This is a genomic window from Desulfovibrio sp. ZJ200 (assembly GCF_011039095.1).
Lineage (GTDB): Bacteria > Desulfobacterota > Desulfovibrionia > Desulfovibrionales > Desulfovibrionaceae > Desulfovibrio.
Genome location: NZ_JAAKEH010000012.1, coordinates 40,128 through 66,627, shown reverse-complemented (window position 1 = coordinate 66,627; position 26,500 = coordinate 40,128). Strand labels below are relative to the sequence as shown.

The window sequence follows — 26,500 nt, the reverse complement described above, 5'->3', positions numbered from 1 at the left end:
CGAAGATGTAAGAAGGAAACGTGAGGAATGGAAACTGTTCCAGCAAAAAGCTTCATGTAATAGATTGATATTTATTGATGAAACCGGTGCCAAAACCAATATGACGAGATTATACGGCAGAGCCAGAGATGGCCAACGTTGCCATGATCATGCGTCAGAGGGACGTTGGGAAAGGATAAGCATACTTTCAGCAATCCGGGTAACGGGAGAAACTTGCAGTGTTGTTTTTGATGGGGCACTGGATGGAAAAATGTACAATGCCTATATTGAAAAATTCCTTCTTCCAACGCTTAAAGCTAACGATATTGTTATAATGGATAATTTGAATGTCCATAAATCAAAAACAGCCCAAAACTTGATAAGGGAAAAAGGCTGCAAGTATATTTTCCTTCCAGAATACAGCCCGGATTTAAATCCCATTGAAAAGATGTGGAGCAAAGTGAAACAATTACTTCGGGGTATGAAAGCAAAAACATGTGATGAACTGTACAAATCCATTGGAAAAGCATTAAGTTGTATCACACAAAAAGACGCTGAAGGATGGTTTAAATCCTGTGGCTATGTAAAAAGTTAAAAGCAAAATGCTCTACCTGCGCAAGATGGGGCTGTATACGGATCAAGAGGCCATTCAGGCATCCCTGAGCAAGACCGATATCGGTCAGGCCGGAGCCGCTCTGATGGCGCACCTGGTGGCAGAGGATGAACTGCAGCGGAGCGAGCTGCGGCAGAGAAGGGAAATGCCCCATGAGGAGCGAACTCATGAGGCATTTTGTAACCGGGAGTCTGTAACCAGCAGACTCCAGTAAGCGAGGGCTGTTGCAACCCACTGAAATCTTTGGCGTCCCCAAGGGGATTTGAACCCCTGTCGACGGCGTGAAAGGCCGTTGTCCTGGGCCGGCTAGACGATGGGGACGAGCGAAGGAGCCTTGTATGGGAAGAAAAGCATTGTGTCAAGGCGCTCATCCCCTGTTTTAGGGCAGACGCATCTGAATAGTAGAGTATTTCGCTAATGAAATTAGCTAAACGACCTGGCAGAGAGAAGCCATGCCAACAGCTAAGGAGCAGGCGAAATTTACTTGTGCCGTTAAGCTCTAGAGCGAGCGTTTCAAAAGCAATATACTCTAAGTGCAATAATTTGTTATATCATAAACGCTGGTAAGAGCTGCTTCGGCGGCGCGCACTTCGCTCCCACGAAGCCTGCGGCTTCGGGCGATGCTGCCGCATCGCCGTCAGGGCTGCCGCATCGTATGCGGCAGCCCTGGCCCTGTTTTCGGCGCAGTGTGGGTGCGCCGCTGTCGGCCTGACCGGCAAACGCTCCAACGCTGCTCAGACTCCCGGATGTGCGGGCAGTCCCGCGCTTTCGGCGCCTTGCGCCGCGCATTGCGCGGCGCGGCCGATTGGGATATAGGCGGCAGATGCCCAGGATCAAATCCACGTTGCGCGCAACCAGGGCAGGCAGCCCGGCTTTCCCCTCCATGCCCACCCCCGGCCATTGCGAAAGCCAGCTTACGCTTTTGCTGGAGCTGGTCCAGGTCATGAATGCGGTCACAGACGTGGCCAGCGTCCTGGATAAAGCCCTGGCCCTGATCGCGGAACATCTGCACATGATGCGCGGGGCCATCACTCTGGTTTCCCCCCGGACAGGCGAGATCCGCATTGAATCGTCCTACGGCCTCAAACCGGCGGAGCGACGCCGCGGCCATTATGTGCGCGGCGAAGGCATTACTGGCCGGGTTATTGAGAGCGGGCGGCCCATGTACATCACCCATGTTTCCAGGGAGCCGCTTTTTCTGAACCGCACGCGCTCACGCGATCTGAGCAAAGAGGATATTTCCTTCATCTGCGTGCCCATCCGGCTCAATGGTCAAGTGGTGGGCGCGCTTTCCGTGGATCGCCTCCTGGCCGACACCGCCACTCTGGAAGACGACGTGCGCCTGCTCCTGATCATTGCCTCGCTTCTGGGGCATACGGCTCTGGAAACGCAGGGCAGAATGAGCGAAGAGGGGCGGCCCTCCTTGCGGCCCAAAGGTTTTGTGGGCAACTCGGAAATCATGCAGAAGGTCTATGCCCAGATTGCCCAGGTGGCTTCTTCCGCCACAACGGTTTTTTTGCAGGGGGAATCCGGCACGGGCAAGGAATTGGCGGCCCGGGCCATCCACGCGTCCGGCCCGCGCGCGGCCAGGCCGTTTATATCGCTGAACTGCGCGGCCCTGCCGGAAAACCTCATTGAAAGCGAGCTCTTCGGGCACGAACGCGGCGCGTTTACCGGGGCCAATGCCATGCGCAAGGGCCGCTTTGAGTTGGCTGACGGCGGCACATTGTTTTTGGATGAAGTGGGCGAGCTGTCGCTGATGACCCAGGCCAAGCTGTTGCGCGTCTTGCAGGAGCGCAGCTTTGAACGCCTGGGCGGCATGGAAACAAGGCATGTGGATGTGCGGATCATCACCGCCACCAACCGCAACCTGGAAGAAATGGTGGCGCAGGGCGGCTTTCGCCGGGATTTATTCTACCGGCTGAATGTCTTCCCCATTTTTCTGCCGCCTCTGCGTCGGCGTCCGGAAGATATTCTGCCGCTTGCCGATCACTTTATCCGCCGCTACGCGCAGGCCGGGAACCGCAAAAACGCGCGTCTTTCCCTGGCCGTCATGGATATGCTGCAACGTTACGCCTGGCCCGGGAATATCCGCGAGCTGGAAAACGTCATGGAGCGGGCCGTGCTTCTGGTGGGGCGGGAAGGGCTGATTTTGCCCCAGCATTTGCCGCCGGGCCTGCACAGCGTCCAGTGCGCCGGCAGGCAGGGCGGCAGCGCCTGCTGCGCGCTGCCCGGAATTTCCGGCGGGCTGCAGGAACGCCTGGATGAGCTGGAACGCGCCTGCATTGTGGAAGCCCTGGAATGGAGCCGCGGCCGGATGGGCAAAGCCGCGGCGCGCCTCGGCCTTACGGAGCGAATCATGGCCCTGCGCCTCAAGAAATACGGGCTGGACTACAAAGACTTCCGGGCCGCGGCTGTGGCGGCCCAGGGGCGGATGGCAGATCGGGACGCGCCTGAAAACGCCAACCCGCCTCAAAGCATCGGGCAATAAGCGCTGCACAGCGCCCGCTGAAGGGGCCCTGCGGGCCGCCATCCGGTCGCATCTCTGCTGTCGATGCCCGTAAGCCCTTTGGGCTAACGGGCACGGCCCTGCGGGCCGCCATCCGGTCGCATCTCTGCTGTCGATAGCGCTGCTGTCGCTATCTGTACGCCCTTGCGGGCTACAGCTACCGCGCCCGTAACTCGCTCCGCTCGAACGGGATAAATCTACCTGAATGTAGATTTTCCTGACGTTTTTTTCTGTTGCCACAACCGCAGGCAGCGCGACGCCAGGCGTTTTATTGCCCTCTCTTTGTCTGTTCAGACCAAAAAGCCGCGCAAAATATCTACAAAAATGTGTATTTTAAGATAGTACGATAACCTTTTCATTTTATATACTATTTTTGGGATCTGCTCAGGTCTGCGCTGTGCGCGGGCCTGAGCTTTTTTATTTTTCTACAGAAATGTGGATTTTTTATTGCCAAGCAGGGCACACGCGTGAGAACGGCATGGAGGAGTAGAAAAAATATCCTGTAAAATTACAGTGTTACCCACCAATCCCGCCACGCTTCACGTCCTGGTACGCTTCATGCTCTCCCCCGGCAAACGAGGACGCGGCATAGAGCGTTTTGCTCATGAAATGATGGCGGCGAAGTGATTGAAAATGAATATTTTCAATCAAAAAATGCTCTAGACCGCGCGGGCAGGGGCCAAGGCGCCGGCTCCATTGCCTGAAAGGTTTTTCAACCGGTACGGGCGGCTGTTGCTACGCTCCGGCAGGCTTTTGCGCCCTGCCGCGATCCGCGCAGTATCCACAACGCCGCCCAGGCCATGAGGGAGATGGGCATGAATGCCTCGGACACTGCTTTTGTGATCGTCTGCGCCACTCTGGTCATGCTGATGACCCCGGCTTTGGCCCTGTTTTACGGCGGCCTGGTGCGCGCCCGCAATGTGCTTTCCACCCATATGCACAGTTACGCCTCTTTGGGCCTGACTACCGTGCTCTGGGCCGTGGTGGGCTATACGCTGGCCTTCGGGCCGGACGTGGGCGGCCTGATCGGCAATTGTTCCTACCTCTTTCTGCGTGGCGTGGCGGGCGTGGCCGCTCCGGCAGCGCCGCAACTGCCGCATACCGTGTTCATGGCCTTTCAGTGCATGTTCGCCGTGCTCACCGTGGCCCTGATCTCGGGCGCGTATGCGGAGCGCATCCGTTTTTCGGCCATGCTGCTCTTTTCCGGGCTCTGGTTGATTTTCGTCTACGCGCCCATGGCCCATTGGGTCTGGGGCGGCGGCTGGATGGCCCGGATGGGCGCCGTGGACTTTGCGGGCGGGGCCGTGGTGCACATGGCGTCCGGCGCAGCTGCGCTGGCCTGCGCCCAGGCTCTCGGGCCGCGGCAGGCCGCCGGGCCGCAGGGCGGTACGCCCAACAACCTGCCGTTGACCCTGCTGGGCGGCGGCCTGCTCTGGTTCGGCTGGTTCGGTTTTAACGCAGGCAGCGCCCTGACCGCGGGCCCGCTGGCCGGTCAGGCTCTGCTGACCACGCATCTGGCCTCGGCCGGCGGCATTTTGGGCTGGATGCTCGTGGAATGGAAGCGCGTTGGCAAGCCCACCACCCTGGGGGCTGTTTCCGGGGCCCTGGCCGGTCTGGTGGCCATCACGCCGGGCGCGGGTTTCGTGGATCTGCTGCCTTCCATGCTGATCGGCTTCATGGGCGGCATGATCTGCTACGGCGGCGTGCTGCTCAAAAACAGATTCGGCTATGATGACGCCCTGGACGTAGTGGGCATCCACGGCCTGGGCGGCACCTGGGGCGCGCTGGCCACGGGCCTGTTCGCCAGCGCCGCCATCAACAACGTGGACGGCCTGTTTTACGGCAACCCGCATCAGCTTTGGGTGCAGTTCGTCTCGGTTCTGGGCACATGGATTTTTGTCTATGTCGTCAGCCGCGTCCTGCTCAGTTTCGTGGATGCTCTTGTCGGCCTGCGCGTGACGCCCGAAGCGGAATCCACGGGTCTGGATCTGAGCGAACATAACGAACGCGCTTATACGCTGTAGCGCCCTGGGCGCAATCACGGAATACGGCAACAAGGAGCGAGTCATGAAAAAGCTGGAGATTATCATCAGGCCCGGCATGTTCGAGAAGGTCAAGAAGGCGCTCTCCGAGCTGGAGATCCACGGCCTGAATTATACGGAAATCAAGGGCTTCGGCCGCCAGCGCGGGCATACTGAAGTCTACCGGGGCACGACCATGCAGGTGGATTGCCTGCCCAAGCTCAAGCTGGAGCTGGTAGTGCATGACGAAGCCCTGGAAAAAGTGGTGGAGGCTGTGATCGCCACGGCCCGCACCGGCCGGGTGGGCGACGGCAAGATCTTCATCAGCGAAATGCTGGACGCGGTGCGCATCCGCACGGGCGAGCGCGGCAACCAGGCAGTGTAACACGCCAGAATCAGACGAGAAAAGGAGACAAGAGTATGACTTCCCCCCGCAAACAGGCAATCTTCAAAGCCATTGACGCGGCGCCGCTCCGGCCTTCCTGCCAGGAGGAAAAATCCCATGAGGCGGGTTCCGTGTTCGGTCGCAACGTGTTCGGCCTGAGTGTGATGCGCAAGCGCCTGCCCAAAGATGTCTACCGGGAGCTGGCCAATACGATACGCAACGGCGAGCGGCTCAATCCGGAAATTGCCGATGTGGTGGCCAACGCCATGAAGGATTGGGCCATTGAGCGCGGCGCTACGCATTATACGCACTGGTTTCACCCCATGACCGGCCTGACCGCCGAAAAGCACGACGCCTTTTTGTCCCCCACGGCCGAGGGCCAGGTGATCAGCGAATTTTCCGGCAAAATGCTGATCAGCGGGGAGCCGGACGCCTCCTCCTTCCCGTCCGGGGGCATCCGCTCCACCTTTGAGGCGCGCGGGTACACGGCCTGGGACCCCTCGGTGCCCGTATTCATTATCCCGGCGCCCTACGGCGCGACCCTGCACATCCCCACGTTTTTTTATTCCTATTCCGGGGAGGCCCTGGACCGCAAAATCCCGCTCCTGCGCTCCACGGCAGCCCTCTCTGACCAGGCCTTGCGCATCTTGCGCATTTTCGGCAATGCCTCGGCAACTTACGTTCAGGCCATGGTCGGGCCGGAGCAGGAGTATTTTCTGGTGGATAAAAACCTTGCCGCGCTGCGCCCGGACATTATGCTCGCCGGTCGCACCCTGCTGGGCGCGCCTTCGCCCAAGGGGCAGGAAATGGAGGACCACTATTTCGGGGCCATTCCCGCCAGGGTCATGAGCTTCATGCAGGATGTGGAAAACGAGCTGCTGGCCCTGGGCATACCGGCCAAAACCCGGCACAACGAGGTCGCGCCGGGCCAGTTTGAAATTGCCCCGGTCTATGAGCAAGCCAATATGGCCTGCGATCACAATATGCTGACCATGAACATGCTGCGGCACATGGCGGCCCGGCACGGCTTTGTCTGCCTGCTGCACGAAAAGCCCTTTGCCGGGGTCAACGGCAGCGGCAAGCACAACAACTGGTCCATGTGCGATTCCCACGGCCGGAATCTGCTCAATCCGGGCACTACGCCGCAGGACAACGCGCAGTTTCTGGTCTTTCTGGCCGCGGTGCTGCGCGCGGTGCACAAGCACGGCACGGCCCTGCGCCTGGGCACGGTGGGCGCGGGGAACGATCACCGCCTGGGGGCCAACGAGGCACCGCCCGCGATCCTTTCGGTCTATTTGGGCGAGCAGCTCACGGCAGTGCTGGAAGGCATTATCAGCGGCAAGGCTTCCAAAAGCAAAAAAAATCCGGTCATGGAGGTGGGCGTTTCCACGCTGCCGCCCTTGCCCGTGGATCTTTCGGACCGCAATCGCACCAGCCCCTTTGCCTTTACCGGCAATAAATTTGAATTCCGGGCCGTGGGCTCCTCGCAATCCGTGGCGCCGGTGAACATTGCGCTCAACGCGGCCGTGGCCTGCGCCCTGGACGACATCGCTACGGAACTGGAAGCCGCGCTCAAAGCGGGAAGCACGTTGAACGCGGCTCTTCAGGAACTGCTGCCGCGGCTGTTCAAGGAGCATATGCCCGTGGTCTTCAACGGCAACGGCTATGCCGAGTCCTGGCCCGAGGAGGCGGCCAGACGCAATTTGCCCAATTACAACAATACGGTGACGGCCCTGGAGCATTACAGCGATTCTGACGTCATGAACGTCTTTTTGCGTCACGGCATCCTGAGCGAGCGCGAAATTCTGGCCCGCCAGGAAATCCTGCTGGAAAACTACGCCAAGACCCTGTGCATTGAGGGGCAGTTGATGGCCAATATGCTGCGCTCCCAGGTCTTGCCGCAATGCCTGGAGGCCCAGGCCAAAGCCGCTGACGCGGTGCTCAAGACCCGCGCGGTTCTGTGCAAAAACGCCGCCAACAGCGAGGAGGAGTACTTCAATCTTCTGCGAACGCATATCACGGCCCTGCAAAGCGGCGTGCACAGGCTGGAAAAGGCCGTGGAAGAAACCCGGCAGGGCCAGGACGCCCTGGAGCAGGCCAGACAGGCGCGCGACGACATTCTGGCCGCCATGAGCCAATGCCGCGCGCATGCGGACACTTTGGAAAGGCTGGTGGAGGACAGCCTGTGGGTCTTGCCCAAGTATTCGGAACTGCTTTGGGCGCATTAGAGCATTTTTTGATTGAAACTAGAGCAATTTCACTTTGAAATTGCTCTGGCGGCCGCGGGAGCGGACGCCCGCGCCGAATGAGCGTCCAGACCGCGTTGCGGTAGCCGTTAGCAAGCTTTGCTTGCTTACGGATAGCGACAGCGGTTGCGTTGGCTGGCTGTCGCGGTAACCAGTTGCTGTCTTCATCCGTAGCTTCCTTCGTCGCAACGGCTGAAGCCTGGACGCGAAATGATGGCAGCGCCGCTTTTGAAATTGAATAATTTCAAAAGCAAAATGCTCTAGATATTTTCAATCAAAAAATGCTCCAAGGCTGATTGTCTTTGCAGGGCCAGGCTTTTTCAAAGGCCCGCTCAGCCGAAAAAAGGCGCATGGCCTTGCCCGCGACGCAACGCCATGCATGGCAGGGATGCGACGCGCCGCACTGGGTACGGCGTGAGAACATCTCAATGATAACATGCGGTAAACAAAAGAGGTAGAGGTTAGCAGACAAGAGCGTACGTTTCATTGTTGGGAGCCGAGGGAGCCGCATCCCGGGGGGGAAGATGGGTTCCTCGGCTCCCGGCCGGTTGCGGAACCGCACGCCGCAACAGGAAATTCTCACGCCTTTTCCGCCGCAACGGACAAGGCAGGAGCAACGCGAGAGCGGGAAGCTGAAGAGGTTTCCGCTCTAGGGCCTGTTCACTCTTATCAGAAAAAACCTTGTTTTTTCGGGACACTGCCTCGTAATTCTGCCGGGGAAAGAATTTTCGTTGAACCATTTAAAATAGAGCATTTTCAAAGAGAAAATGCTCTAATCCGCCACCGCCTTTTGCCGGGACTCCTTTTGAATATGGCGGCGCAGGGCCTCTTCAGCCAAAGCGTCGCCGGCGCGAGTGCTCCGGCAGCGCCGCATGGCCGCCGGGCTTTCAAAAGCCAGGGTATAGCTCTCAAAATTTTTGATCTTGTAATAGGAGACGGTCACGTTGGGGTAGACCTTGCGGTAGGCCCGCTCCGGACGCATAAAACCGCCGGGTCCGCCGTCGGCAGGGGGAACGGCGAGATCCGTGCCTTTGATCCCGTAGCGTTCGCGGGCCCGGGCCAGGATGGTCGCGCCGTCTTCCCCGCTGGCGTAAATGCCCACGGTTTCTCCGGTTTCCGGGCAGGAGGCCAGATAGACATGGGTGAACAGGCGGTGACGCTTGCCCGCGGTAAAGGCCTCCACCAGATACGCATCCGCCCCTGTCCTCTCGGTTCTGGTGAGCAGATAGCCCTTGCGCTTCAGGGTTCGTCGAATCTCGCGCGGCGGCGTTTCCAGGGTGACGCCGAACACCTGGTATTCAAGAGGCTTGAGCTTGCTGAAGGACGCCGTTCCGGCCGGGAGCGCAACAAAGGTCAGCAGCAACGCCAGGAGCAGCGCCGGGAGCAGCGCCGGGAGAGCGCCTGTGGGAAGGCGGCGGCCCTTCATCGCAGCACCGTCACAAAGGTCTGGCTGGGCGCAATGCAGGTGGACGTGCCGTTGGGCGTCATGCCCATGGCGTTGCAGCCGCCCGCGCTGGTCAGGCGCATAACCGGCGTGCCGCCCACAATGAGCGAGGTGCTGCCGGAAATCCACATATTCTGGCCTTTGATCATGTGTGAAACCACGCCGGTGCCCGCGCCGGGCTCGTCGCCGGAGCTCGTGGCGATGCTGGCCATCTGATTGACCGCAGGAGTGCCGCCCATGAGCACTGTGGCTACGGCCGAGGGGCACATGGAGCTCATGCCGGTATTGGGATAGGGCGTGGGCACCGGGCCCGCGGGCGTGGGCGTGAGGCAGGTGTCGGGCATGCCCATAGTCTGGCCTGTACCCATCGTCAGGGCGAACATGGCGCACTCCTTATGAAATATGGACCTGCGGCGCGTCAATGCGCACGATTTCCGCGGCCGTCTGCTCAATGCCGCCCGCCTGCACGGCGGCCTGCCCGCTGACCGCCAGGCGGCTGCTGGCGGCCTGGGTTTCATCGTGCCCGCGCACCAGACGGGCGGACGAGCCCAGACGGGCCGTAAGGCGCTCAAAGGTCTGTTCCAGACGCTGGCCCGCCGCGCGCAGCGTGCGCGCCAGCAGGCCGCACTCGCCCAGAACGGCCTGGGCTTTGGCGGCGCGCACCTCAAGCCGGGCGGCGTCCAGATCGGTCTCGGGCGCGGTCAGGCGCAAGGCTGTGGCGCTGTTGAGCCGCAGAGGCAGCGGCGAGTTCAGCGTTGCGCCGTGGGGAAAATGCAGGACGGCCTCGCTTTCCCCGCGCGTGAGCACGGCCAGCACAAAAGCCCGGCCGTCGGGCAGAGGAGCAAAGAGCACTTCGTCGCCCTTTTGCGGAGCCAGCAGGCAGGAGGCGGCCGGTTGCGCGTGCCAGCGGCAGCCCCGACCGAGCAGGATCAGGCTTGCGCGGCCGGCCTCCAGCACGCAGCCCGTTTCCAGTGTGGGCGCGCCGGGGGAGGCGGCGCGGCTATGGAGATCAACGGCGGTTGCATTCATGGCTTTTTCTCCGTGAAAGAGGGGGGAAAGATCAGGTGCCAGTCTTCGCTGCGGGCGCGTTCGCGATCCTCGCCGTGCGCCAGGGCGGTTTTTGCTCCGTCAAGAAGCGCGCTCTGGAGCAGGCAGCGGTGCATGCGGGCCGCCGTGAAGTCCGCGCGGACAAAACAGGCCCGCCGCAGGTCGGCGTGCGAAAGGTCGGCGCGAAAAAACACGGCCTCGTCGGCGCGCGCGCCGTCCAGTACGGTCCCGGTCAGAATCGCATCGGAAAAGTCGGCCCGGCGGCAGTCGGCGCCGCTGAGATCCGCCTGCATGAACATGGCCTCGAAAAAGCGGCCGTCCGCCAGCAGCGCGCCGGGCAGGGCGGCCTCGCGGAACAGGCATTGGGCCGTTTGCGCGCGGGAGAAATCTGCGCCGTCCAGCCTGGCCTTCAGGAAATTCACGCCCGTGAGCGCGGCGCGGCTGAAACTGGCCCCGCGCAGATCGGAAAAGGTGAACTGCGTGTGGCTGAGTTCCATGCCTGAAAAATCATATCCCGGCAAGGCAGAGGAAATGAGGCAGGTTTTTTCCAGGCGCGCGCCCCGCAGCAGGGCCTGGGCCAGATCCGTTTCCAGAAAGGAGCTGGTGCTGAGATCCGTGCGGCTGAAATCCGCGCCCGCGCAGCGGCACTTCCGTATCATGGTGCGCACGCAGCGGGCCTGCGCGAAATCCGCGTGCGAGAAATCGCAGTTCTGAAACGAGCAGGTCTGGAAGCTGCTCCCGCCGAAGTCCGCGCCGCTGAAGTCGCCGTCCTCGACCGAGACCCGCTCCAGACGCATGTCCCGCAGCCTGCCGCCGGGCAGGCGCATGGAGTTGAAGAAAACCCCTTCCAGAACGATGCCGGAAAAGTCCGCTCCCGTGCAGTCGCAATCCCTGAAGGCCGTCCGGCTGATGTTCGCCCCGGCCAGATTGGCTCCGCGCAGGTTCACGCGCTCGAACCAGCCGCCGGCAAGATCCGCGCCGGAAAGGTCAATGCCCGACAGATCAAGGTCTTCCAGAAACTGTTCCCCGGCAATGGCGTCCAGCACGTCCTGACGGGTCATCGGCTCATCTCCGTTTTGCGGAGCAGATGTTCGGCCCCGTCCAGCAGGGTGCGGGCGAGATTGGCCCCTTGCAGCGCGGTTTCGCCCATGACGGTTTTATAGAGTTCCGCGCCGTAGAGATTGGCTTCGCGCAGGTCCGCCCGCACCAGGCGCGTGCGGCGCAGGGAAGCGCCGGGCAGGCTGGCGCGGCGCAGATCGGCTTGCTCAAGATCGCTGTGCCGGATTTGCAGCTCCGGCCCGGTGCAGCCCGCCAGCACGGCGCGCGGCATTTCGCAGTGGTCCACGCAGGCCGCCGCCAGGGAGCAGGCTTCAAAATGCGCGGCGGGCAGCCGCGACTGGCGGAAGGAGGCTCTGTCCAGCCGGCACTGGCGGCAGGCAAAGCCCGTCAACGCACTGTCCAGGAGCACGCGCAGATTTTCGCAGTCGCTGCGGACAAAGCGCAGGCCGTCGCCCGTGCAGGAAGTGAAGGCCGTTTCCAGAAAAGCCCCGTCCTCGAAAGTGAAGTTGCTGATTTCCGACTTGATCAGAGCGCATTTGCGCAGACGGCAGCCGCGGAAAAACACCTCGCGCAACACGCTTTGCGTCATGGTGAACAATTCAAGGCTCAAACCCGCGAAATGCCCGCGCAGCATGCAGTCCTGCATGCCGCCCAGTTTGAAGGCCGCGTCTTGCCAGTCCACGTCTTCAAAAACGCAGTCCCGCCACTGGACCAGCTCGGCGCGCATGCCCCGGGCGCGCGAGGCTGTGAAGCCGCATTCCGCAACGTTGCAGAGTTTGAGGCTTGCCCCGTCCAGAGCGGCCTCGCGGCAGTTGACCCTGGTGAGGGCGGCTTTTTCAAACACGGCCCCGGTAAGGTCGGCCCGGCTCAGATTCACATCCTCAAGAAACATGTCCCGGAAGGCGCAGTTGCTGAGGTCGCAGCCGGAAAGATCCAGCCCTTTGAGCGTCAGGCCCTGCGTGTCGCCCCCGCGCAGCCGCGCCAGGGCGAGATCTGGCGTCATGGCCTGGGGATTGAGCACAGCCTCGGCGCCGGGCACATCCTTCACCCAGGCCGGGGCGCGTTGGGCCGGGCTTTTGCTCCACAGGGCCCGGGCTTCGGCCAGTTGGGCGCGGCCCTGGATCTGGGCGGCGCGGCCTTTTTCCAGGGTGGCCATGCAGTCTGCTTTGAGTTCCTGCATGGCCTGGGCGTCGGCCGGGCGGTTCAGACGGCGCAGCAGCTCGCTTTTTTCGTCGAAAATCTTCAAGGCCTGCGGGTCGGGCGGCGGCACGTCCGGCATGGTTGCGGCTTCCGGCATGGAAGGCAGGGGCGGCAGGCCCCGTGCCGCCAGCAGCGCGTTGGCCTCACGTTCGCCTTGGGCCATGCTTTTTTCAAAGTCGCTCCTCACGGCCTCGGCCGCGGCGCGCAGTCTGTCCGACTGCCGCCGCACGATGCCCGCCGCGTCCGGCACGGGCAGTTTCAGGCTGAAGGCGGGTCTGCCGTGTTTGTCTTTGCCCAGGCTCAGGCCTCCCTCGCTTTCAGCCGGGGGCAGGGCCACGCCGCGTTTTTCCAGTTCAGCGCGCAGCCAGGCCCGGATGTCGAGCCCCAGCGCGCGGGCCGCCCCCAGGTGCGGCGCGGCGTATTTTTCCGGCCAGGCAAGGGCTTCCAGACCGGGCACAAGGGCGGTCCAGGGCGCGGTCAGTTGCGCGGCGCGGGCCGCATGTGCGCTTTCGTCGAAAGCGGACGATACAGGGGGCAGCCCCTCCTCCGCTTCTTCCACGGGCAGCGGCGGCACGGGCCAGAGCGCGCAGGGCGCGTTTGCGAGGGCCTCGCGCACCGCGTCCGGCGGTTTTGCGGCGGGCGAGGTGGCGATCAGCACTGCGCACAGATCGCCGGCCTGGCCGTACAGAAGCCAGGCGGCCAGCGGGTCCGGAGCCAGCAGCACAGGCTTGGGCCGCGTGCCGCCCAGCAGTTGCGCGCCCTCGCGCGAGCCCGGGAACACGGTTTCCACGCAGGGCAGAAAGGCGGCGCAGGGGTTTTCAGCCGTGGGCAGGGGGCGCACCGCCAGGCGCACGCAACGCGCGCCCTGAAAATGCCCCAGCAACAGTCCGGCGGGCAGGGGTGGCGCATCGGCGGGCAGGGCGTCGGCCTCCAGTCCCCACTGCGCGGGCTCCAGGCGGCAGGGCGAGGGCAAGAGCGCGGGCATGGCCTTGCCGATGTCCGCCGGGCGCAGGCCCGCCCGCTCCAGGAGAGCCGCTGTCTCGTCCCCGTCCGCCGGATGCTGCGCCAGCAGGGCCAGGGCGGCCTCGCTCCAGAGTTCTTCGGGCGGCAGGGCCTCGTCCTGGGGAATATCCGTATGGCCCGCCTCTGCCAGAGCCTGGCGCGAGGCGGCGGGCAGCGCGGCGAATTTTTCGCGCAGGTCGTGCATGGCCGCGGCGCTCTGCGCCTCGCTCTCGGCTATCAGGGCGTCCATTTCCCGCATGTCAGCCTCGGCTCTGTCCAGCCCGGCCAGCATGGAAAGGACGGAGTCGCGCAAGGCGTCCATCTGGCGCGGGTCGATTTTGACCATGTGCCCGAAACGCCCGCGCATCCGCTGCATGCTCTGGCGGGCGTCCTCAATGCGCTCCAGAGCCGCGGCGGCCTGCTTTCTGGCCCGGGCGATGCGGCCCGCGCCGTGCGCGGGCAGAACGGGCGCGCTGCCCAGGGCGCGGTCCACGGCCAGGGCCACATCCTCCTCGGCGGTGCGCACCGCGGCTTTGGCCTTTTCCACGGCTGCCAGGGCCGCGTCGGGGATTTGGGGCGCGGCGGGCCGGACACGACGCAGACGACGCTTCTGCTCCTCATACCAGTGCGCCGCGTCTGTGGGGGCGGCGTCCGCTTCCTCCACCACCGGGAAAAGGCGGATGATGTCGCTGTGCTCGTCGTCGGCTGTGGGCAGCACCGCGCGGTAGAGGACCAGACCGCGCTCAATGCCGGGGAAAAGCCAGACGGTTTCCAGGCGCGCGGCGCACTCCTCGAAAACATCGCCCGGCAGTGCGGCAAAAGGCTCAGCGGCAAGACAGGGTCTGCCCTCCCGCAGCCGGGCTGCGCCCGCCTCACGGCGCGTGGCGAAAACGCGTACCCTTTTGCGGGGCAGGCGGCTTTGCAGCACGGCTTTGCCCGGGTGCATGTGGCGGATTTCCACTTCTTCCCCGCCCGTGAAATAGCCGGCGGGCAGACGTTGCGCCGGAGCGGCGAGGTTGAAAAACATTTCGTCCACGTCTGCCGGAAAGCCGGGCCAGTGCTCTGCCAGCCAGGCCGCGCCGTAGGTGCCTGCCAGGGCCAGGCGCGAGGGCGCGTCCGGCGGAATGGGCAGAAAGCAGGCCGGAACGGGCCGGGCGTCCGGCGCAAGCATCAGGCCCGTGGCCGGATCTTCCACATTGGGCAGGGGGCGCGCGTTTTCGCCCCAGGGCGTCTCAGCCCTGGCCGCGCCTTTGCCCAGGGGATTTTCCGCGCAGCCTTCGCCGCCAAAGGCCTGGGCCCAGGTCAGGGGCATGCGTTCCGCCGGGCGTGGTTCAGAAGGGGCCCCGGCGCGCCAGAAGCGATCGCCGAAAACCGCCAGTTCGCGCCGCACCGGCCCCACCCGGATGGAAACCGCGCCGCCGGGCGCGGGCCTGCCGCCGGGCGCGCGCCACTCCCCGGCGGCCAGCACTTCGCCGCGCGCCTTGGGAAAGCCCGGGTCCAGGGCGGCGTCCTTGCCGAGAACCGCCATGATTTCCGGCCAGAGACGCTGCTCGGAAAGCGGCACGTCCGGCGCGTCCAGGGCAAAATAGAGCAGCACGGCCGCTTGCAGTTGCCAGCGTCCGCCCACGGCAAAGGAGGAGAAAAGCAGGCCGGTCTCGGCGTCTTTCAGGATATGCATGGCTCAGTTCAGCAGGGTTGTGACGGCGCTGACGATGCTCTCCGCAGTAAGCGTGCTGCTGCTGACATGGGATTGAGTGCAGGCGGCCGCGGTGCATGTGCTCTCGGCGCTTGTGCTTTGGATGCTCCCCGCCAGAGTATTGGCCACGCCCACGGTTGTGTCGTTCTTTTCGGCGAGATTCGTGCTCTGCGCAGCCACGGTGTTGAGCTCCGCCACAGCCGTTGTGCACTGCTCGTTAAGCCGCTCCACGGTTGCCGTTATCTCGTTGTTCATCGCCTCCACCTCTGCCTTCGTGGCGCAGGTTCGCAGGCTGTTCTTTATGTGCTTCATATCTTCATCCGCTACTTCGATCCGCTGGCAGAGGCTTTTGTACACTTTGTTTTTCCGGCCTATGCAGGTTACCGCGTTAATCGTCTGATTTTCGTTCCTGACCCGCTTGAGCAGCCTGCTGCGGTCGGAAATGATGCTGATGCCGTAATTCACCTTGAATTCCACCGGTGCGGCCGTATAGAGGAATTTGGCTCCTGCGACCATGTCGATTTTGCTGCCTATGACCACGCTGGTGCTTTCACCCACAATGAGCTCATTGCTGGCCGAAGCCTGGAGTTTGAGAACCGGCATGGCCAGGGCGATGCTGTTGGGGCCTCTTGTGGTATGCTCGTCCACATACGAAGGAGACTCGACCGGCGGCGGTTCGACCGGCGGCGGTTCTACGGGCGGCGGCTCTGCCGGAGACGGCTCCACCGGGGGCTCAACTGGAGACGGCTCAACCGGTGGTTCTACCGGCGGCTCTGCCGGTGGCTCGACTGGAGACGGTTCTACCGGCGGCTCCACTGGAGACGGTTCTACCGGGGGCTCGACCGGAGCGCCGCCGTCTTCCGGAGCATCGGTTTCACCCGGCCTGGGATCTTCCTGAGCCGGATCTGTGTTACTCTGCCCGTCCTGATCCGAGGCATTTTGATCCGGAGTGTCCGCGGCATCCGGCGCGTGAGCCTGGTCAGGTTCGGCTTGGGAAGAAAAAGCCGCAGGCCGGGCGGGCGTTGCGAAATCGGAAGGCATGGGTGTTTCCTCACTTGATGACTATCTCAGCGAGAGTGGTCATTATTTCTCCGCTTTCATGCCCCTCAGCCATGATGCTGCTGGCAGTCTCCACCACTTCGTTCAGAGTGCCGAGACATTCCTCGCTTTTGCCCTGGGCGCGGATCATCTGCCCGAAGTTTTGGTTGACCGTCCCTTGCGCCCGGTTGAGATTCGCCAGCATGCTCTGCTCCCGCGTTACAGTTTGAGCGGCGGTGGCGCATACCTCTGTGAAGCGCGTGTCCATCTGCGTGGCGGCATCGACGATCTTTTGCTCCGCGGCGCAAAGCTCGATCCACTCCCGGATGTTTTCCATCTCCTGCCCTATAGCTTCGCAAGATTCCGCCGCGGTGCGTAATTTTCTCCTGCTTCTCTCCACGGATTTGTTGGTGGTGGTGATCCTGGCGCTCTGCCAGACGCACTTCTTCTTCACGTTTTCCAGTACGGCATGGGCTGACAGACGGCAGGTGACGCTTGCCCCGGTTGTGGACAGCACATTGCAGGCAAGAAAGGAGGTGCTGTACTGAGCGCCCACGATGTCTTTGTTCACCACGAGGAAGGCAACTGTGTTCCAGGCCTTGACCGTGGCGTTGAACCAGCCGGTGGTGCAGAATTCCATGCCCGTGGCAGTGGGAATGTCTTGCGGGTCGGTGTTGCTCATTCCTTTTCTCCCCGGCCTTGCCTGTGTTCATTCCTGGATGTGGCTGCCTGCGGTTTCGTTGCAGGTGACGGCTGTTTGCACGGTGTTTGCGCAAGTTCTCCGGCGGACGGTCGCGGCCTGGCTGCTTTGGCCTGCCACCTCGGAAACCGTGCATGCGTTGGTTGTGCCTGTTCCGTTGATTTCCTCCCGCGCGGCGCCGGCAGTGTTGTGCAGGCTGGCGAGTTCATCCCGCAGGGCGGTCACCTCGCGGACGGAGCCGCCCACCCTGCCCTGCGAACTTTGAAGGCTCTGGCGCGTCGCAGCGACGCTGGCTTTCCGGGCCACAGTGCGCAAAGAGTTGGCCGCAGTGTTTATGCTGTTTTCTATCTCAGTTAAAAGAGTATCAATGCGTTCCATCTCTACGCCGATGATGTCGATCTCCGCGCCGTTCAGGACAACCAGGCGTCCGCAATTTTCCACATGCATGAAATCCTTGATCAGATCCGCGGCAAAGGCCGTGCCCTCGCACATGGCCCCCATATCCGCCAGCCAGCGCAGGCCGTTAACCGAGTCGGCCTTGAAGCCTATGGTCACGCTGCCGCTTTCGCCCCCAATCAGGGTATTGTAAAACTGCGCGGAGATTTTGAAGGCCTCCGTGGCGCACAATTCAAAGCCGTCGCCGGAAATCAGGTTTTGCGCGTCGTCGTCCATCAGATCTTCCCTATTTTGATGTAGGTGCCCCCGTCAGCCGAGGAGAGCAGGATATGCTCCTGCCCCTGGGCGTCCTCCAGCCGGATTTTCTGGCCCGTGGCGCTGTGCAGGGCGATCTGTGTGGCATTGGCGTCCGTCACCGGGCTGGGCGTCACGGGATTGGGCACTGCGCCCATAATCACGGGCCTGTCCGGGTCGCCGTCCACAAAGCCGACCATGACTTCCGTGCCCTTGTGCAGGGGCGCGTGAAAGCCCATGCCCTCGCCGGCAAAGGGCTGCATCATGCGCAGCCAGCAGGAGGCCTTGCCGCTGCCTCGCCCCGAAGCGTCAAAGGGCAGAATGACCTTGTAGCGGCCCGCTGCGTCCAGTTCGGCATAGCGGCCCGAGCCCTGGCCGTCCACCCTGGCCGGCACGCAGCCGGCCACGCGCGGCCAGGGCGTCACGCGCGCGGGGCGGAATTGCGCGGAGGCCGGGATGCACTCGAAACTGTTGCGGTAGTGCAGCCTGTCCGCGTCGTCCAGGCCCTGAAGGCCGTAAGCCCTGACCAGCAGGCGGGCCTGGCTGCCCTCATGGCGCACGGCCGTGGTCAGGTAGGCGCGGTTCCAGGCGGAACGGAAGTGCCGCTGCAGGCTGAAGGTGTAGCCGGGTCGCAGGGCCGGATTGTGGGAAATTCCGGCATAGATCTCGGCCTGGCAGAGCAGGGCCTGGGCTTCGCTGCGGGCCAGGGCCGCGCCTTCGTCCGGGTCGGCGTAATTGTCGCCGTAGCGGTAAAAGACGCCGCGCCCGTCGTTGCGCACCGGGGCCGTGCAGGTCAGGTCCAGATCCGGCTTTTGGGGATTGTAGCTTTTGTAGCGCACCTCCCTGGGCAGAGGGCGGCAATGGCAGACAAAGTCCGCGATGACCTGCCCGGGATTGTCCGGCGCAAGCCCCGTGGGCTCGGCAAAACGGCAGCTTTCATGGCCGGGCAGAGGGGTATGAGCCAGGGAGGCGTCCGTGAAGTTGCAGCAGGCCCCGGCAGGACCGTGCGCAAACCAGTAGCAGATGCCCAGGCGTTCCAGCCAGCGGCTGATGAAGGCCAGATCCGTTTCGTCATATTGGCAGATGAATTCGCGTTTGGCGTACTTTTCACGGCATTGCCAGGCAAAGTCCGCGCCCTGGCTCAGGCCCGCCTCGGCCAGAATCTGGTTGACGGCCTCCACGGGCGAGAGGTCCAGAAAAACGCGGTTCTGCCGGATAAGGGAAAGCCACCAGAGCTTGTGCCGCAGCCGGGCGCGGTACAGATAACGTTGGCCCAGGCGCTGCAACTGCTCGAATCCGCTCAGGATGCCCTTGTATTCCAGGTCGCCTTCGGGCGCGAAAGGCGCTTTGATGCCGAAGGAGGCCGCGCCCTGAAGCACGGCGGCGGGATCGATATTCTGTTCGGCAGAGAGGAGCAGCACGTCGAACTCGTACAGGCTCGAAATGCCTTCGGTGCCGGAAAAGCGCAGCACGTCAAAAGCGTCCGCAGCCAGGGCGTCGCTGACAAAGGTAAAGACGGCCTGGTGCAGGCGGCTCACGCTTTGTCCTCCTCCGGCGCGGCGGGCCGGACCAGACCGGCTTCACGCAGTTTTGCCACCACGCCGTCCAGCATCTGCCAGGTCTGGAGCACGGAGGCCAGCGGCATGACCAGGCGGCGCGACATTTCATACTGCGGCGGCCCTTCTTTGGCCGCGTCCTGCGGGGCTTCGGGAACCTCATCGTAGAAGTCGAAGCGCACCATGCCGTTGGCAAGGGAAATGTGGCCCACAATGTCATGATATATCTGGCGGTGCATCTTTTTTCCTTTTTTGGGGTTTATGCCGCCGGCTCAGCGCCTGAAGGTCACGCTCAGCCTGTCCGGCCGCAGATCCGCCTCGGGCTGCGGGCCACGTTTGTGCCTTTTGTCCGCATAATAAAAGATGAAGCGCAGATAGTCCTTGCGGGGTATAATGCGCACCTTGCGGATAAGGGGATGCTCAAAGCGGTATTCTTCCCGGCCCCGGCGTTGCCAGGCCCCGTCCAGATCCGCCATCCAGGCCGCCGGCGACTGCTGAAAGGCCGTGCGGCGCAAAACGCCCGGCACGCTCAGACGAAAGGCCGCGCTGAAGGACGTTTTGTCCATCTCGAACTGCGGATCGGAAACCTCGGGTTTGGCGGCGGGCGGCACACTGACCGCGGGCGCGTGCGAGGCCGGCAGAACCGGCGGCGGATTCTGCGTCGCAGTGAGGAGGTCGCGCACGTTCTGCTGCCCGGCGGTGGGCGTGGGGGCCGCCTGGCGCGGCAGGGCAGGGGACGCGCTGAGGAAGAGAAAGCGCCACTCGCCGTAGCCGCTGGCCGCGAGCATGGCCGTCACCAGCAGGAACCACAGGGCCAGCAGGCCGTAGGGGCCGCGGTAGTCGAAACCGTTCACGGGCGCCCTCCTTGTGGCCCGGCGGAAGCCGGAGCCGGAACCGTGCCGGGGCCGCGGAGAGCGGGCGCGCCGGCCAGCGAGGGCAGCCGTACGCCGGTGAGGCCGGCGTCCTCCCCCAGCGCGGCGGAAGCCCCGGCGCGGCAGACGGCCGCCGAGCGCGGCAGGCCCACGGGCGTGTAGCGTTGCGCGGCGAGCACTTCGTCCGCGCCCCTGAAGCCGTATCGGACATGGATTTCCTCCACGTCCAGGGCCTCAAGCGCCTGCTTCTGGGCGGGAAAATCCCCGGGCCGCAGCAGCAGATCGCCGCCCGCGGCTTCCCGCAGGAATTGCTGAAAAGCCCATTCGCCCTCCCATTTCCGGGTCACGTTCACCCCCTCAAAGGCCACTTCCAGGCTCACCGCGCCGCAGGTTGCGGGTTGCCAGACGAATTCCCTGCTCACCGGGTAATTGTAGTTGTCCAGGGTCTGGGTGGCGTCGCCGCATTCCAGGCGCAGGCTCACGCGGTGCGGCTTCTGGGCCATGTCGTTGACGTTGACCGGCCTGGCCGTAATATGCACCGCATACTTCTCCTTGACCTTGCTGTTCTCGTTGATGCCCAGGTCCAGAAAGCGCAGCAGCTCCGGGCTCACGGGATAGCTGACGCCCAGCCAGCGCGCCGGGCTCCAGCCGTCGGGCCGGGCGCGCAGAAAGGGCTTGGCCGGGCCGGTGACAAAGGCCCGCAGGGTGCTCTGATCCCCGAAAAGCTGATCCCAAAGGGCTTCGGGCGGCAGTTGGGCGGTATTGGCCAGCACCGTCGCGTCCCACAGGCTGTTGAGCTCGCAGGCCGAACGGTAGATCGCCAGGATCGTCTGAAAGGCCAGCGGCCCTTCCACCAGAGACCAGAACAGGCTGTGGTGGCTGTAGCCCTCATCCATGCGCGCCTTGAGCTCGGCCAGGGCGGTAAGGCCCGCGCTGACCGGCGTGCCCGCCGCGGCGCTGCCGCCCGTGTAGCCCGCCGCAGCCAGGGCCAGCGCGTTGCTGTCCGTGCGGGTGCTTGTGCGCAGCTCGGTCAGGGCCTTGACATAGGCGGCGTACAGTTTGACGCTGTCGGCGCGGCGGTCCGTCTCCCGGGCTTTGCCGCTGTCCACGGCGGTTTGCAGGTTTTCCCTGGTTTCCGTGATCTTCTCGCCCAGGGTCTGTGGCGTGCCCTGCGCTGCATAGTCGTCGAGCACCGCCGTGAACTCGGCCGGCAGCGTGTCCCGCGCGGCCACGTCGCCCAGGGCGGCCACCGGCTCGAAGGCATCGGCCATAGCCCGGATGAAGCGGAAGAAGGGATTGTCCGCCTGGGCCATCTGCCCGGCCAGGACGCGCCATTGTTCCGGCTGCGTGTTGTCTTCGAGGCAGGCGCCAAAGGCGGCGGCCATGCGCCACCAGGCCGCGCGGTAGGCATTGGCGTAGCGGCGCTTGTAGTCGGCGGCCGACGCGGCGAAGGAGGCTTTGTCCAGAGCCGCGTTTTCCAGCGCTTGCAGCATGTTTTCCAGGCGCTTGAAGCCTTGCGGCGTGTAGGCCGGGGGCACGTGAGGATCGGCCCTGGCGCGGGGCCAGAAGGCGTTCAGCCTGACCGGCGCTATGCTGGGGCGGGCGTTGAGCCATTCGGTGAGCCAGTTCAGGTCTGTGCCCAGCAGATCGAGGTAGGAGGCCAGGCGCAGCGACTGCTGGTCGATCTGAATGTCGCGCGAGCCGGGCGTTTCCCAGCGGGCATAGGCCGAAAAGACGTTGCTCAGGTATGCGCTGCCCGCGGGCAGCAGAGAGCCCAGGGTCTCGGCGAAACTGTCCACGCTGTCCTTGGCTGCCGGGGGCGTGGCGCCGTTTTTCACCGCCGTGAGCACGCTGTGCGCCCAGGCCTGGTAGTCGCAGAGGGCCACCAGGGCGCTGCGGCGGCGCTGCGGCGGCAGTTGGGCCAGCGTCGCGCTGACCACGGCCTCGTCCAGAGTCAGCAGACCGGGCCGTACCCAGTCCGCATAGGAATGTTTGAGGGCGCTCAGGGCCAGCCTGTTCTGGCTTTTGCCGGGCAGCATCCAGGTGTGGCTCTCCACCCGGCTTTCAAAATGTTCGATTTTTTTCGCCACGTCGCTGAGCAGGGCCACGCGTTTGGCTATGTCGGCGCTCAGCACCGGAGCTTGGGGCAATTGCAGGCTGATGTCCTTGAGCGCGCGCATGTTGGAAACATAACTGGCGCTGAAATAGGCGCAGAGGGTCAGCAGAAAAAGCAGCCAGACCGCGCAGGGCAGATTGCGCCTGAATCCCAGGCGGTTGAGCCAGGTGTCCACGATCCGGCCGAGCCCCCGCTCTCTGGGCAGGATCGCCGTGAAAAAGTCGTGGAGAAATAAGGCGTTGTCCGTGCCGGGCAGGGCCCGGCCAACATCTTTGAAAGTGTTCAGTTCTGCCAGCAGATTGGAGCGCACCTGGCCCTCCTGCCTGCCGCTGGAAAAGAAGAGCCCGCGCAGGCGGGGCGCTTCCGCGTAGACGCTGGGCGCGAACGCCCCGCGCACAAAGGCCCGGATGCCGGGGTAGAGGCGCTCCAGTTCCTCGGGCAGCAGCACGGCCTCGGCATTGCCCGCGCGGGCGTGGGCAATGAAAAGCAGGCTGAGATCGCTCAGGCGGCGGCGCACATGGCTCAGGGCGCGTTCCAGAAATTCCTCGGCTCCGTCTCCGGCGCTGCGGTCGAGCAGGCCCAGGGCCTGCCGCAGCTCGGCTTCGTCCATGAGGCCGGCCAGGGCGTCCAGGCCCAACACCTTGTCCATCTTGGTTATCAGCACATAGACCGGAAAACGCGCCCCCAGAGCGCGTACCATGCTGTCCATGCGCTTGCGCAGGGCCCGCCCATAGTCGCCCAGGGCGTCGGGGCTTTCGTTTTGCAGGCGTTCGGCCGAAAGTGTGAGGATAAGGCCGTTGAGCGGTTCGCGGCGGCGGTGGGCGGCCAGCAGGGAGAGAAATTCCTCCCATTCCCGGCGGTCGGCCTCTTCGCGGATGGGCACGGCGTAGCGCCCGGCCGTGTCCAGGATGACGGCCTCGTCAAAGAACCACCAGTCGCAGTTGCGGGTGTTGGCCACGTGCGCCAGCGGGCCCGCTTCGCTGGCCGAGGCCGAGAGGCGCGCGTGCGAAATGGCGGTGGACTTGCCCGAGCCCGATTCTCCGAAGATCATGAACCAGGGCAGGCTGTACAGAGGGTCTCCGCCCAGCCGCGCCGTGGAAGCGCGCAGCATGGCCACGCCGCGCGTCCAGCGTTGGCGCAGTTCCGCAATACGGCGATCCTCGTCGTCGTCCGTGAGGCTGGGGCGGTCGTGCTCCACCATCTTGCGGATGAAGCGCTCCTCCCGGCGCCGGCAGTACAGGCGGCGGCCCGCCAGAACGGCGATGACCGCGGCCAGCGCGCCCAGATAGAGAGCTCCCACCTCCAGCAGGCTCCAGCCCAGGCGCGCATGCAGCATGTAGCCGCCCAGGGCCAGCAGGTTGAGGATCAGCAGCAGAAGGAGCACGCGCAGGACGATGCCGAGCAATTTGTTCATGGCCGGCTCCCCAGCGCGGACAGCCATTGGACGACAAAAGCCGAAAGCATGTGCGCGTAAATCAGATAGACCAGAAGGGTCAGGGCGGCGGGGAACGCGCCAAAGAGCAGGACGCGCCGCCAGAAATCTTTTTTGCGCGGCCTGGAGGCCTTGGGCATGTAATAGGCTTCGGGCGTGATCACGCGCTGCCCGAGCGTGGCGCGGCCCCCCACGGCCCGCTCCAGGCTTTGCGCGGCCAGGGCGTACAGCTTGTCCCGCTCGCTTTGGTCGTAATACTGTCCGCTGAAGCCCATGCACAGGCAGGCCCCGTACAGGCGCAGCAAATCATCTGTGACGCTCCCGTCGCGGGCCGAAGCCGCGGCCTCAGCCGTGCTTGCGGCAGCCACGGCCTGGCGGGGTTCGCAAGGCACGTTGCCGGGCGGCGTCTTTTCCCGGGCCTTCCGGCGTCCCTGCGCGGACTGGCGCTGCAGGTAGGCGGAAAAGCTTTCATGCTGCGTTGCCTGCGCCTCGCCGTTCTGTGGCGGCTGCGCCCGCGGGGCGGATTCGGGCATACGCAGCGGCGCGCTCTCGTGCCGGGTCAGGAGCGCGCGGCAATGCTCGTAAAACTCCGTGCCCGCGTTCACCGTGCCGCAATAAAGCCGTTGCAGGGTTTGCCGCGCCCAGGCCGCGCGGCCCTGCCAGGACGTGGTCAGCAGGGCTTCGTCCACAAAGGCGCAGGCCGCGAAGAGCGCCTCATTCCGGGCTTCTTCGCTTTCGCCCGCGGACGCCGCCTCTGCTTCGGCCAGCAGGCGCTGCACATCGCCGCGCACAATTTCATAGGGCGTGTCGGCGAGGTCGGGCCGGTCGCGGAACAGCGCCGCAAAAGCCAGCAGGGGCAGATAGTTGCGAAAAAGGCCCATTCTAGTTCTCCAGCACCACGAAGTAAGCTTCCAGATCGGCCGGCGCTTCTTCCCAGCACAAAGCCAGGCCGCCCTGTTCGGTCACGGGCAGCCAGAGGGGGGAATCCGTATGCAGGCGCAGATAGAGCGTATTTTTTTTGCGGGCCAGGCCCAGGGGCGGATGTTCCTCCACGCTGAAAGGCAGGCCGGGCAGAGCGCGGGAAAGCAGGGTGGGCATTTCGCCGGCCGAGGAAAATTTGGCCCGCCGCACGGCGTCGCCGTGCGCGTCCAGCCCTGCGGTTGCGGAGTGCAGCGTCACCCAGTATTCGTTCCGCCCCGCCGGCTCCTCGAAAATATGCGCGGCAAGGCGCGCCTCGAAAACGGGCGGTTTCGGCTCGAAGCGGACCATGTAGCGCGGCCCTGTGGAAAGGCTGTCCAGCAGGCGGATGAGAAGATCGCGCAGGCAGCGGAAGGCCGGGGCGGGATCGGTATGCTCGTAAGGCGGGACAAGGCTTGCGCCCTGGGCGTCCTCTCCCAGAGGGTTGATGCCTGAGGAAAACACCGAAAGTTCGGCCACCAGTTCGCGCAGCAGGATGTACGCGTCCCACGGGGCCACGCGCGGCAGGGCGCTGACCGCATCCAGCCGGGCCGCAAAACGCGAAAGGGAACGCAGGATCAGGAACAGGGAGGTCATATCCCCCATGTTGCCGCGCCGCGCGAGGTTTTTGTACGAATCCAGTTCGCGGGCCTTGCCCAGCACGCGGTCGCGCACTTCGCGAACGATGGCGGTCAGCAGCGGCGAGTCTTCCAGGCAGAAGCAGGGCGGGGCATAGTCCTGATCCACGCGCCAGGCCTCGGCCGCGCGTGTCAGACGCGCCACGGGCATGAGCAGCATGTCGCTGCGTTTTTCGGCTTCCGGCCCGAAAACCAGTTGCAGCACATAGGTCAGACGGCGCGTGTGGGCCGCCGGGCCCTCCTGATAGAGGTCGTCAACCGGGGGCTGGCCCGTGAGCGCCGCGAGCCGGGTGGAGGCTTTGCTCAGTTCGTCCGCGCCGTCGCAGACGCTCACATTGGCCTGCCCCGGCTTCAGGAGGCGCAGGCCCAGCAGCACGTCCACGCTTTCGCCCATGCCCGCCAGCTCTTCCGGCGGCACGCGGCCTGCGCACACGGCGTTGCCCGGGCATTCCAGCAGAATGCCCATGCCCGGAAAAAGCACCCGGCAGGAGGTCAGGGCCACTGTGCCCGCGGCCAGAGCGCCCAGATCCAGGCTCAGTTCGCGCACGCCCCAGAACCAGGGGCGGGCCATTGAGGCCAGCGAGCCCAGAAGTTCCTCCAGCCTGGCGTCGGCCACCTGAAAATGTTGCGGCTGCAAAAACAGCCCCTGATGCCAGAAAACCGGACCTTTGATCATTATTTTTCCCCCACGGGCTCGGTATAGCGTTGCAGCGAGGACGGGCCCAGCAAAATGATCATTTCCAGCGGGCCGGGGTAATAGTACGTGGTTTTCCAGAAGAGGGAGCCATCCACGTATTGCGCCGCGGGCACGGACCAGACCCGCGAGACAAGGCCCGGCTCCAGGCGGCTGTATCCGGCCACAACGGCCACATGCTTCGCGCCTTCGGCGCGGTCGAATGTCTGGCTTTCCACCTGGCCGGGCGTGATGATCTGGCTGTTCATGTCCCTGACCGCGGGATCGAAGCGCGTGCATTCCATGAGCCTGGCCAGACCGTCCGGGCTCTGGGCCAGGTTGTTGAAGGCATCCAGCTTTTCGAGCTGGTACATGCACAATTTGAGGGTATGGGCCTGGCCGTTGTCAAAGTTCATGTCCGGGGCGGCCTTGAGATGCAGCACCAGGGCCTTGGCCGCGAAATTCCAGAGCATACTGTCCGGGCTGGCGCCGGGCGTGAGCGTGGAATTGGCCGGAATCACGGGCGACTTGTCGGAGCAGCCGCCCGTTGCGGCCAGCAGGCAGAACAGCAGGATCGCCGGAAGGCGGAACCCATGCGGCGCGACCGGAATGCGTGTGCGTGTCATG

General features: G+C 63.9%; 21 protein-coding genes and 1 tRNA gene. 6 read left to right on the top strand and 16 right to left on the bottom strand.

The genetic code is table 11. From position 1 onward, the window contains the following. Positions 1 to 34 precede the first annotated feature (34 nt). Positions 35 to 574, top strand: coding sequence for an IS630 family transposase (locus tag G7Y52_RS05500; protein ID WP_277424290.1), 540 nt, complete (start codon positions 35 to 37; stop codon positions 572 to 574). Between the two features lie 7 nt (positions 575 to 581). Further along, complete coding sequence (locus G7Y52_RS14890; RefSeq protein ID WP_206215201.1) at positions 582 to 806, top strand: hypothetical protein; 225 nt, start codon at positions 582 to 584, stop codon at positions 804 to 806. A 30-nt stretch (positions 807 to 836) separates the two neighbouring features. Here G7Y52_RS14890 and G7Y52_RS05495 read toward each other — a convergent pair. Continuing rightward, positions 837 to 913 (bottom strand) — tRNA-Glu (locus G7Y52_RS05495). A gap of 502 nt (positions 914 to 1,415) precedes the next feature. Between G7Y52_RS05495 and G7Y52_RS05490 the strand changes: the two genes are divergently transcribed. The 4 genes from G7Y52_RS05490 (at position 1,416) to G7Y52_RS05475 (ending at position 7,735) form a co-directional block, all read left to right on the top strand. Beyond that, positions 1,416 to 3,083 (top strand): sigma 54-interacting transcriptional regulator, encoded by a 1,668-nt coding sequence (locus tag G7Y52_RS05490; RefSeq protein WP_206215200.1) that lies wholly within the window; start codon positions 1,416 to 1,418, stop codon positions 3,081 to 3,083. Positions 3,084 to 3,916: 833 nt separating this feature from the next. After that, positions 3,917 to 5,125, top strand: a complete 1,209-nt coding sequence (locus G7Y52_RS05485; protein ID WP_165067415.1) for an ammonium transporter — start codon at positions 3,917 to 3,919, stop codon at positions 5,123 to 5,125. Between the two features lie 43 nt (positions 5,126 to 5,168). Next, positions 5,169 to 5,507, top strand: coding sequence for a P-II family nitrogen regulator (locus tag G7Y52_RS05480; protein WP_165067412.1), 339 nt, complete (start codon positions 5,169 to 5,171; stop codon positions 5,505 to 5,507). A 35-nt stretch (positions 5,508 to 5,542) separates the two neighbouring features. Continuing rightward, the gene (locus tag G7Y52_RS05475) at positions 5,543 to 7,735 is read left to right on the top strand and encodes a glutamine synthetase III (protein WP_165067409.1); all 2,193 of its coding nucleotides are present in this window, start codon (positions 5,543 to 5,545) and stop codon (positions 7,733 to 7,735) included. Between the two features lie 790 nt (positions 7,736 to 8,525). On the opposite strand, the gene G7Y52_RS05470 is transcribed toward G7Y52_RS05475, so the two are convergent. The 15 genes from G7Y52_RS05470 to G7Y52_RS05400 are packed head-to-tail and all read right to left on the bottom strand — an operon-like array spanning position 8,526 to position 26,499. Next, the gene (locus G7Y52_RS05470; RefSeq protein WP_165067406.1) at positions 8,526 to 9,179 is read right to left on the bottom strand and encodes a hypothetical protein; all 654 of its coding nucleotides are present in this window, start codon (positions 9,177 to 9,179) and stop codon (positions 8,526 to 8,528) included. Then, on the bottom strand, positions 9,176 to 9,580 hold the full coding sequence (locus G7Y52_RS05465; protein WP_165067403.1) for a DUF4150 domain-containing protein: 405 nt from the start codon (positions 9,578 to 9,580) through the stop codon (positions 9,176 to 9,178). The genes G7Y52_RS05470 and G7Y52_RS05465 overlap by 4 nt, the downstream gene beginning before the upstream one ends. Positions 9,581 to 9,590: 10 nt before the next feature. Continuing rightward, positions 9,591 to 10,226 carry a DUF3540 domain-containing protein gene (locus G7Y52_RS05460; RefSeq protein ID WP_165067400.1) on the bottom strand — a complete coding sequence of 212 codons (636 nt, stop codon included), beginning with the start codon at positions 10,224 to 10,226 and terminating at the stop codon, positions 9,591 to 9,593. After that, entirely contained in the window at positions 10,223 to 11,305 is a 1,083-nt protein-coding gene (locus G7Y52_RS05455) for a pentapeptide repeat-containing protein (RefSeq protein ID WP_165067397.1), read from the bottom strand. The genes G7Y52_RS05460 and G7Y52_RS05455 overlap by 4 nt, the downstream gene beginning before the upstream one ends. Further along, the gene (locus G7Y52_RS05450) at positions 11,302 to 15,183 is read right to left on the bottom strand and encodes a DUF2169 domain-containing protein (protein WP_165067394.1); all 3,882 of its coding nucleotides are present in this window, start codon (positions 15,181 to 15,183) and stop codon (positions 11,302 to 11,304) included. Before G7Y52_RS05450 ends, G7Y52_RS05455 begins: the two co-directional genes overlap by 4 nt. A 3-nt stretch (positions 15,184 to 15,186) precedes the next feature. Next, positions 15,187 to 16,242 carry a hypothetical protein gene (locus G7Y52_RS05445; RefSeq protein ID WP_165067240.1) on the bottom strand — a complete coding sequence of 352 codons (1,056 nt, stop codon included), beginning with the start codon at positions 16,240 to 16,242 and terminating at the stop codon, positions 15,187 to 15,189. A gap of 10 nt (positions 16,243 to 16,252) precedes the next feature. After that, a complete protein-coding gene (locus tag G7Y52_RS05440) occupies positions 16,253 to 16,921 on the bottom strand; it encodes a hypothetical protein (RefSeq protein WP_165067391.1) in 669 nt (222 codons plus the stop codon). Positions 16,922 to 16,948: 27 nt separating this feature from the next. Further along, positions 16,949 to 17,611, bottom strand: a complete 663-nt coding sequence (locus G7Y52_RS05435) for a hypothetical protein (protein ID WP_165067387.1) — start codon at positions 17,609 to 17,611, stop codon at positions 16,949 to 16,951. Then, a complete protein-coding gene (gene tssI / locus G7Y52_RS05430; protein ID WP_165067384.1) occupies positions 17,611 to 19,167 on the bottom strand; it encodes a type VI secretion system tip protein TssI/VgrG in 1,557 nt (518 codons plus the stop codon). Before tssI ends, G7Y52_RS05435 begins: the two co-directional genes overlap by 1 nt. Next, on the bottom strand, positions 19,164 to 19,424 hold the full coding sequence (locus G7Y52_RS05425) for a hypothetical protein (RefSeq protein ID WP_165067381.1): 261 nt from the start codon (positions 19,422 to 19,424) through the stop codon (positions 19,164 to 19,166). The genes tssI and G7Y52_RS05425 overlap by 4 nt, the downstream gene beginning before the upstream one ends. Before the next feature lie 33 nt (positions 19,425 to 19,457). Next, positions 19,458 to 20,039, bottom strand: coding sequence for a hypothetical protein (locus G7Y52_RS05420; protein WP_165067378.1), 582 nt, complete (start codon positions 20,037 to 20,039; stop codon positions 19,458 to 19,460). Beyond that, positions 20,036 to 23,587, bottom strand: a complete 3,552-nt coding sequence (locus tag G7Y52_RS05415; RefSeq protein WP_165067375.1) for a type VI secretion protein IcmF/TssM N-terminal domain-containing protein — start codon at positions 23,585 to 23,587, stop codon at positions 20,036 to 20,038. Before G7Y52_RS05415 ends, G7Y52_RS05420 begins: the two co-directional genes overlap by 4 nt. Next, positions 23,584 to 24,486, bottom strand: a complete 903-nt coding sequence (locus G7Y52_RS05410; protein WP_165067372.1) for a DotU family type IV/VI secretion system protein — start codon at positions 24,484 to 24,486, stop codon at positions 23,584 to 23,586. The genes G7Y52_RS05415 and G7Y52_RS05410 overlap by 4 nt, the downstream gene beginning before the upstream one ends. Before the next feature lies 1 nt (position 24,487). Beyond that, positions 24,488 to 25,876 (bottom strand): type VI secretion system baseplate subunit TssK, encoded by a 1,389-nt coding sequence (gene tssK, locus G7Y52_RS05405; protein WP_165067369.1) that lies wholly within the window; start codon positions 25,874 to 25,876, stop codon positions 24,488 to 24,490. Further along, complete coding sequence (locus G7Y52_RS05400; protein ID WP_165067366.1) at positions 25,876 to 26,499, bottom strand: type VI secretion lipoprotein TssJ; 624 nt, start codon at positions 26,497 to 26,499, stop codon at positions 25,876 to 25,878. The genes tssK and G7Y52_RS05400 overlap by 1 nt, the downstream gene beginning before the upstream one ends. Position 26,500: the final 1 nt, after the last annotated feature.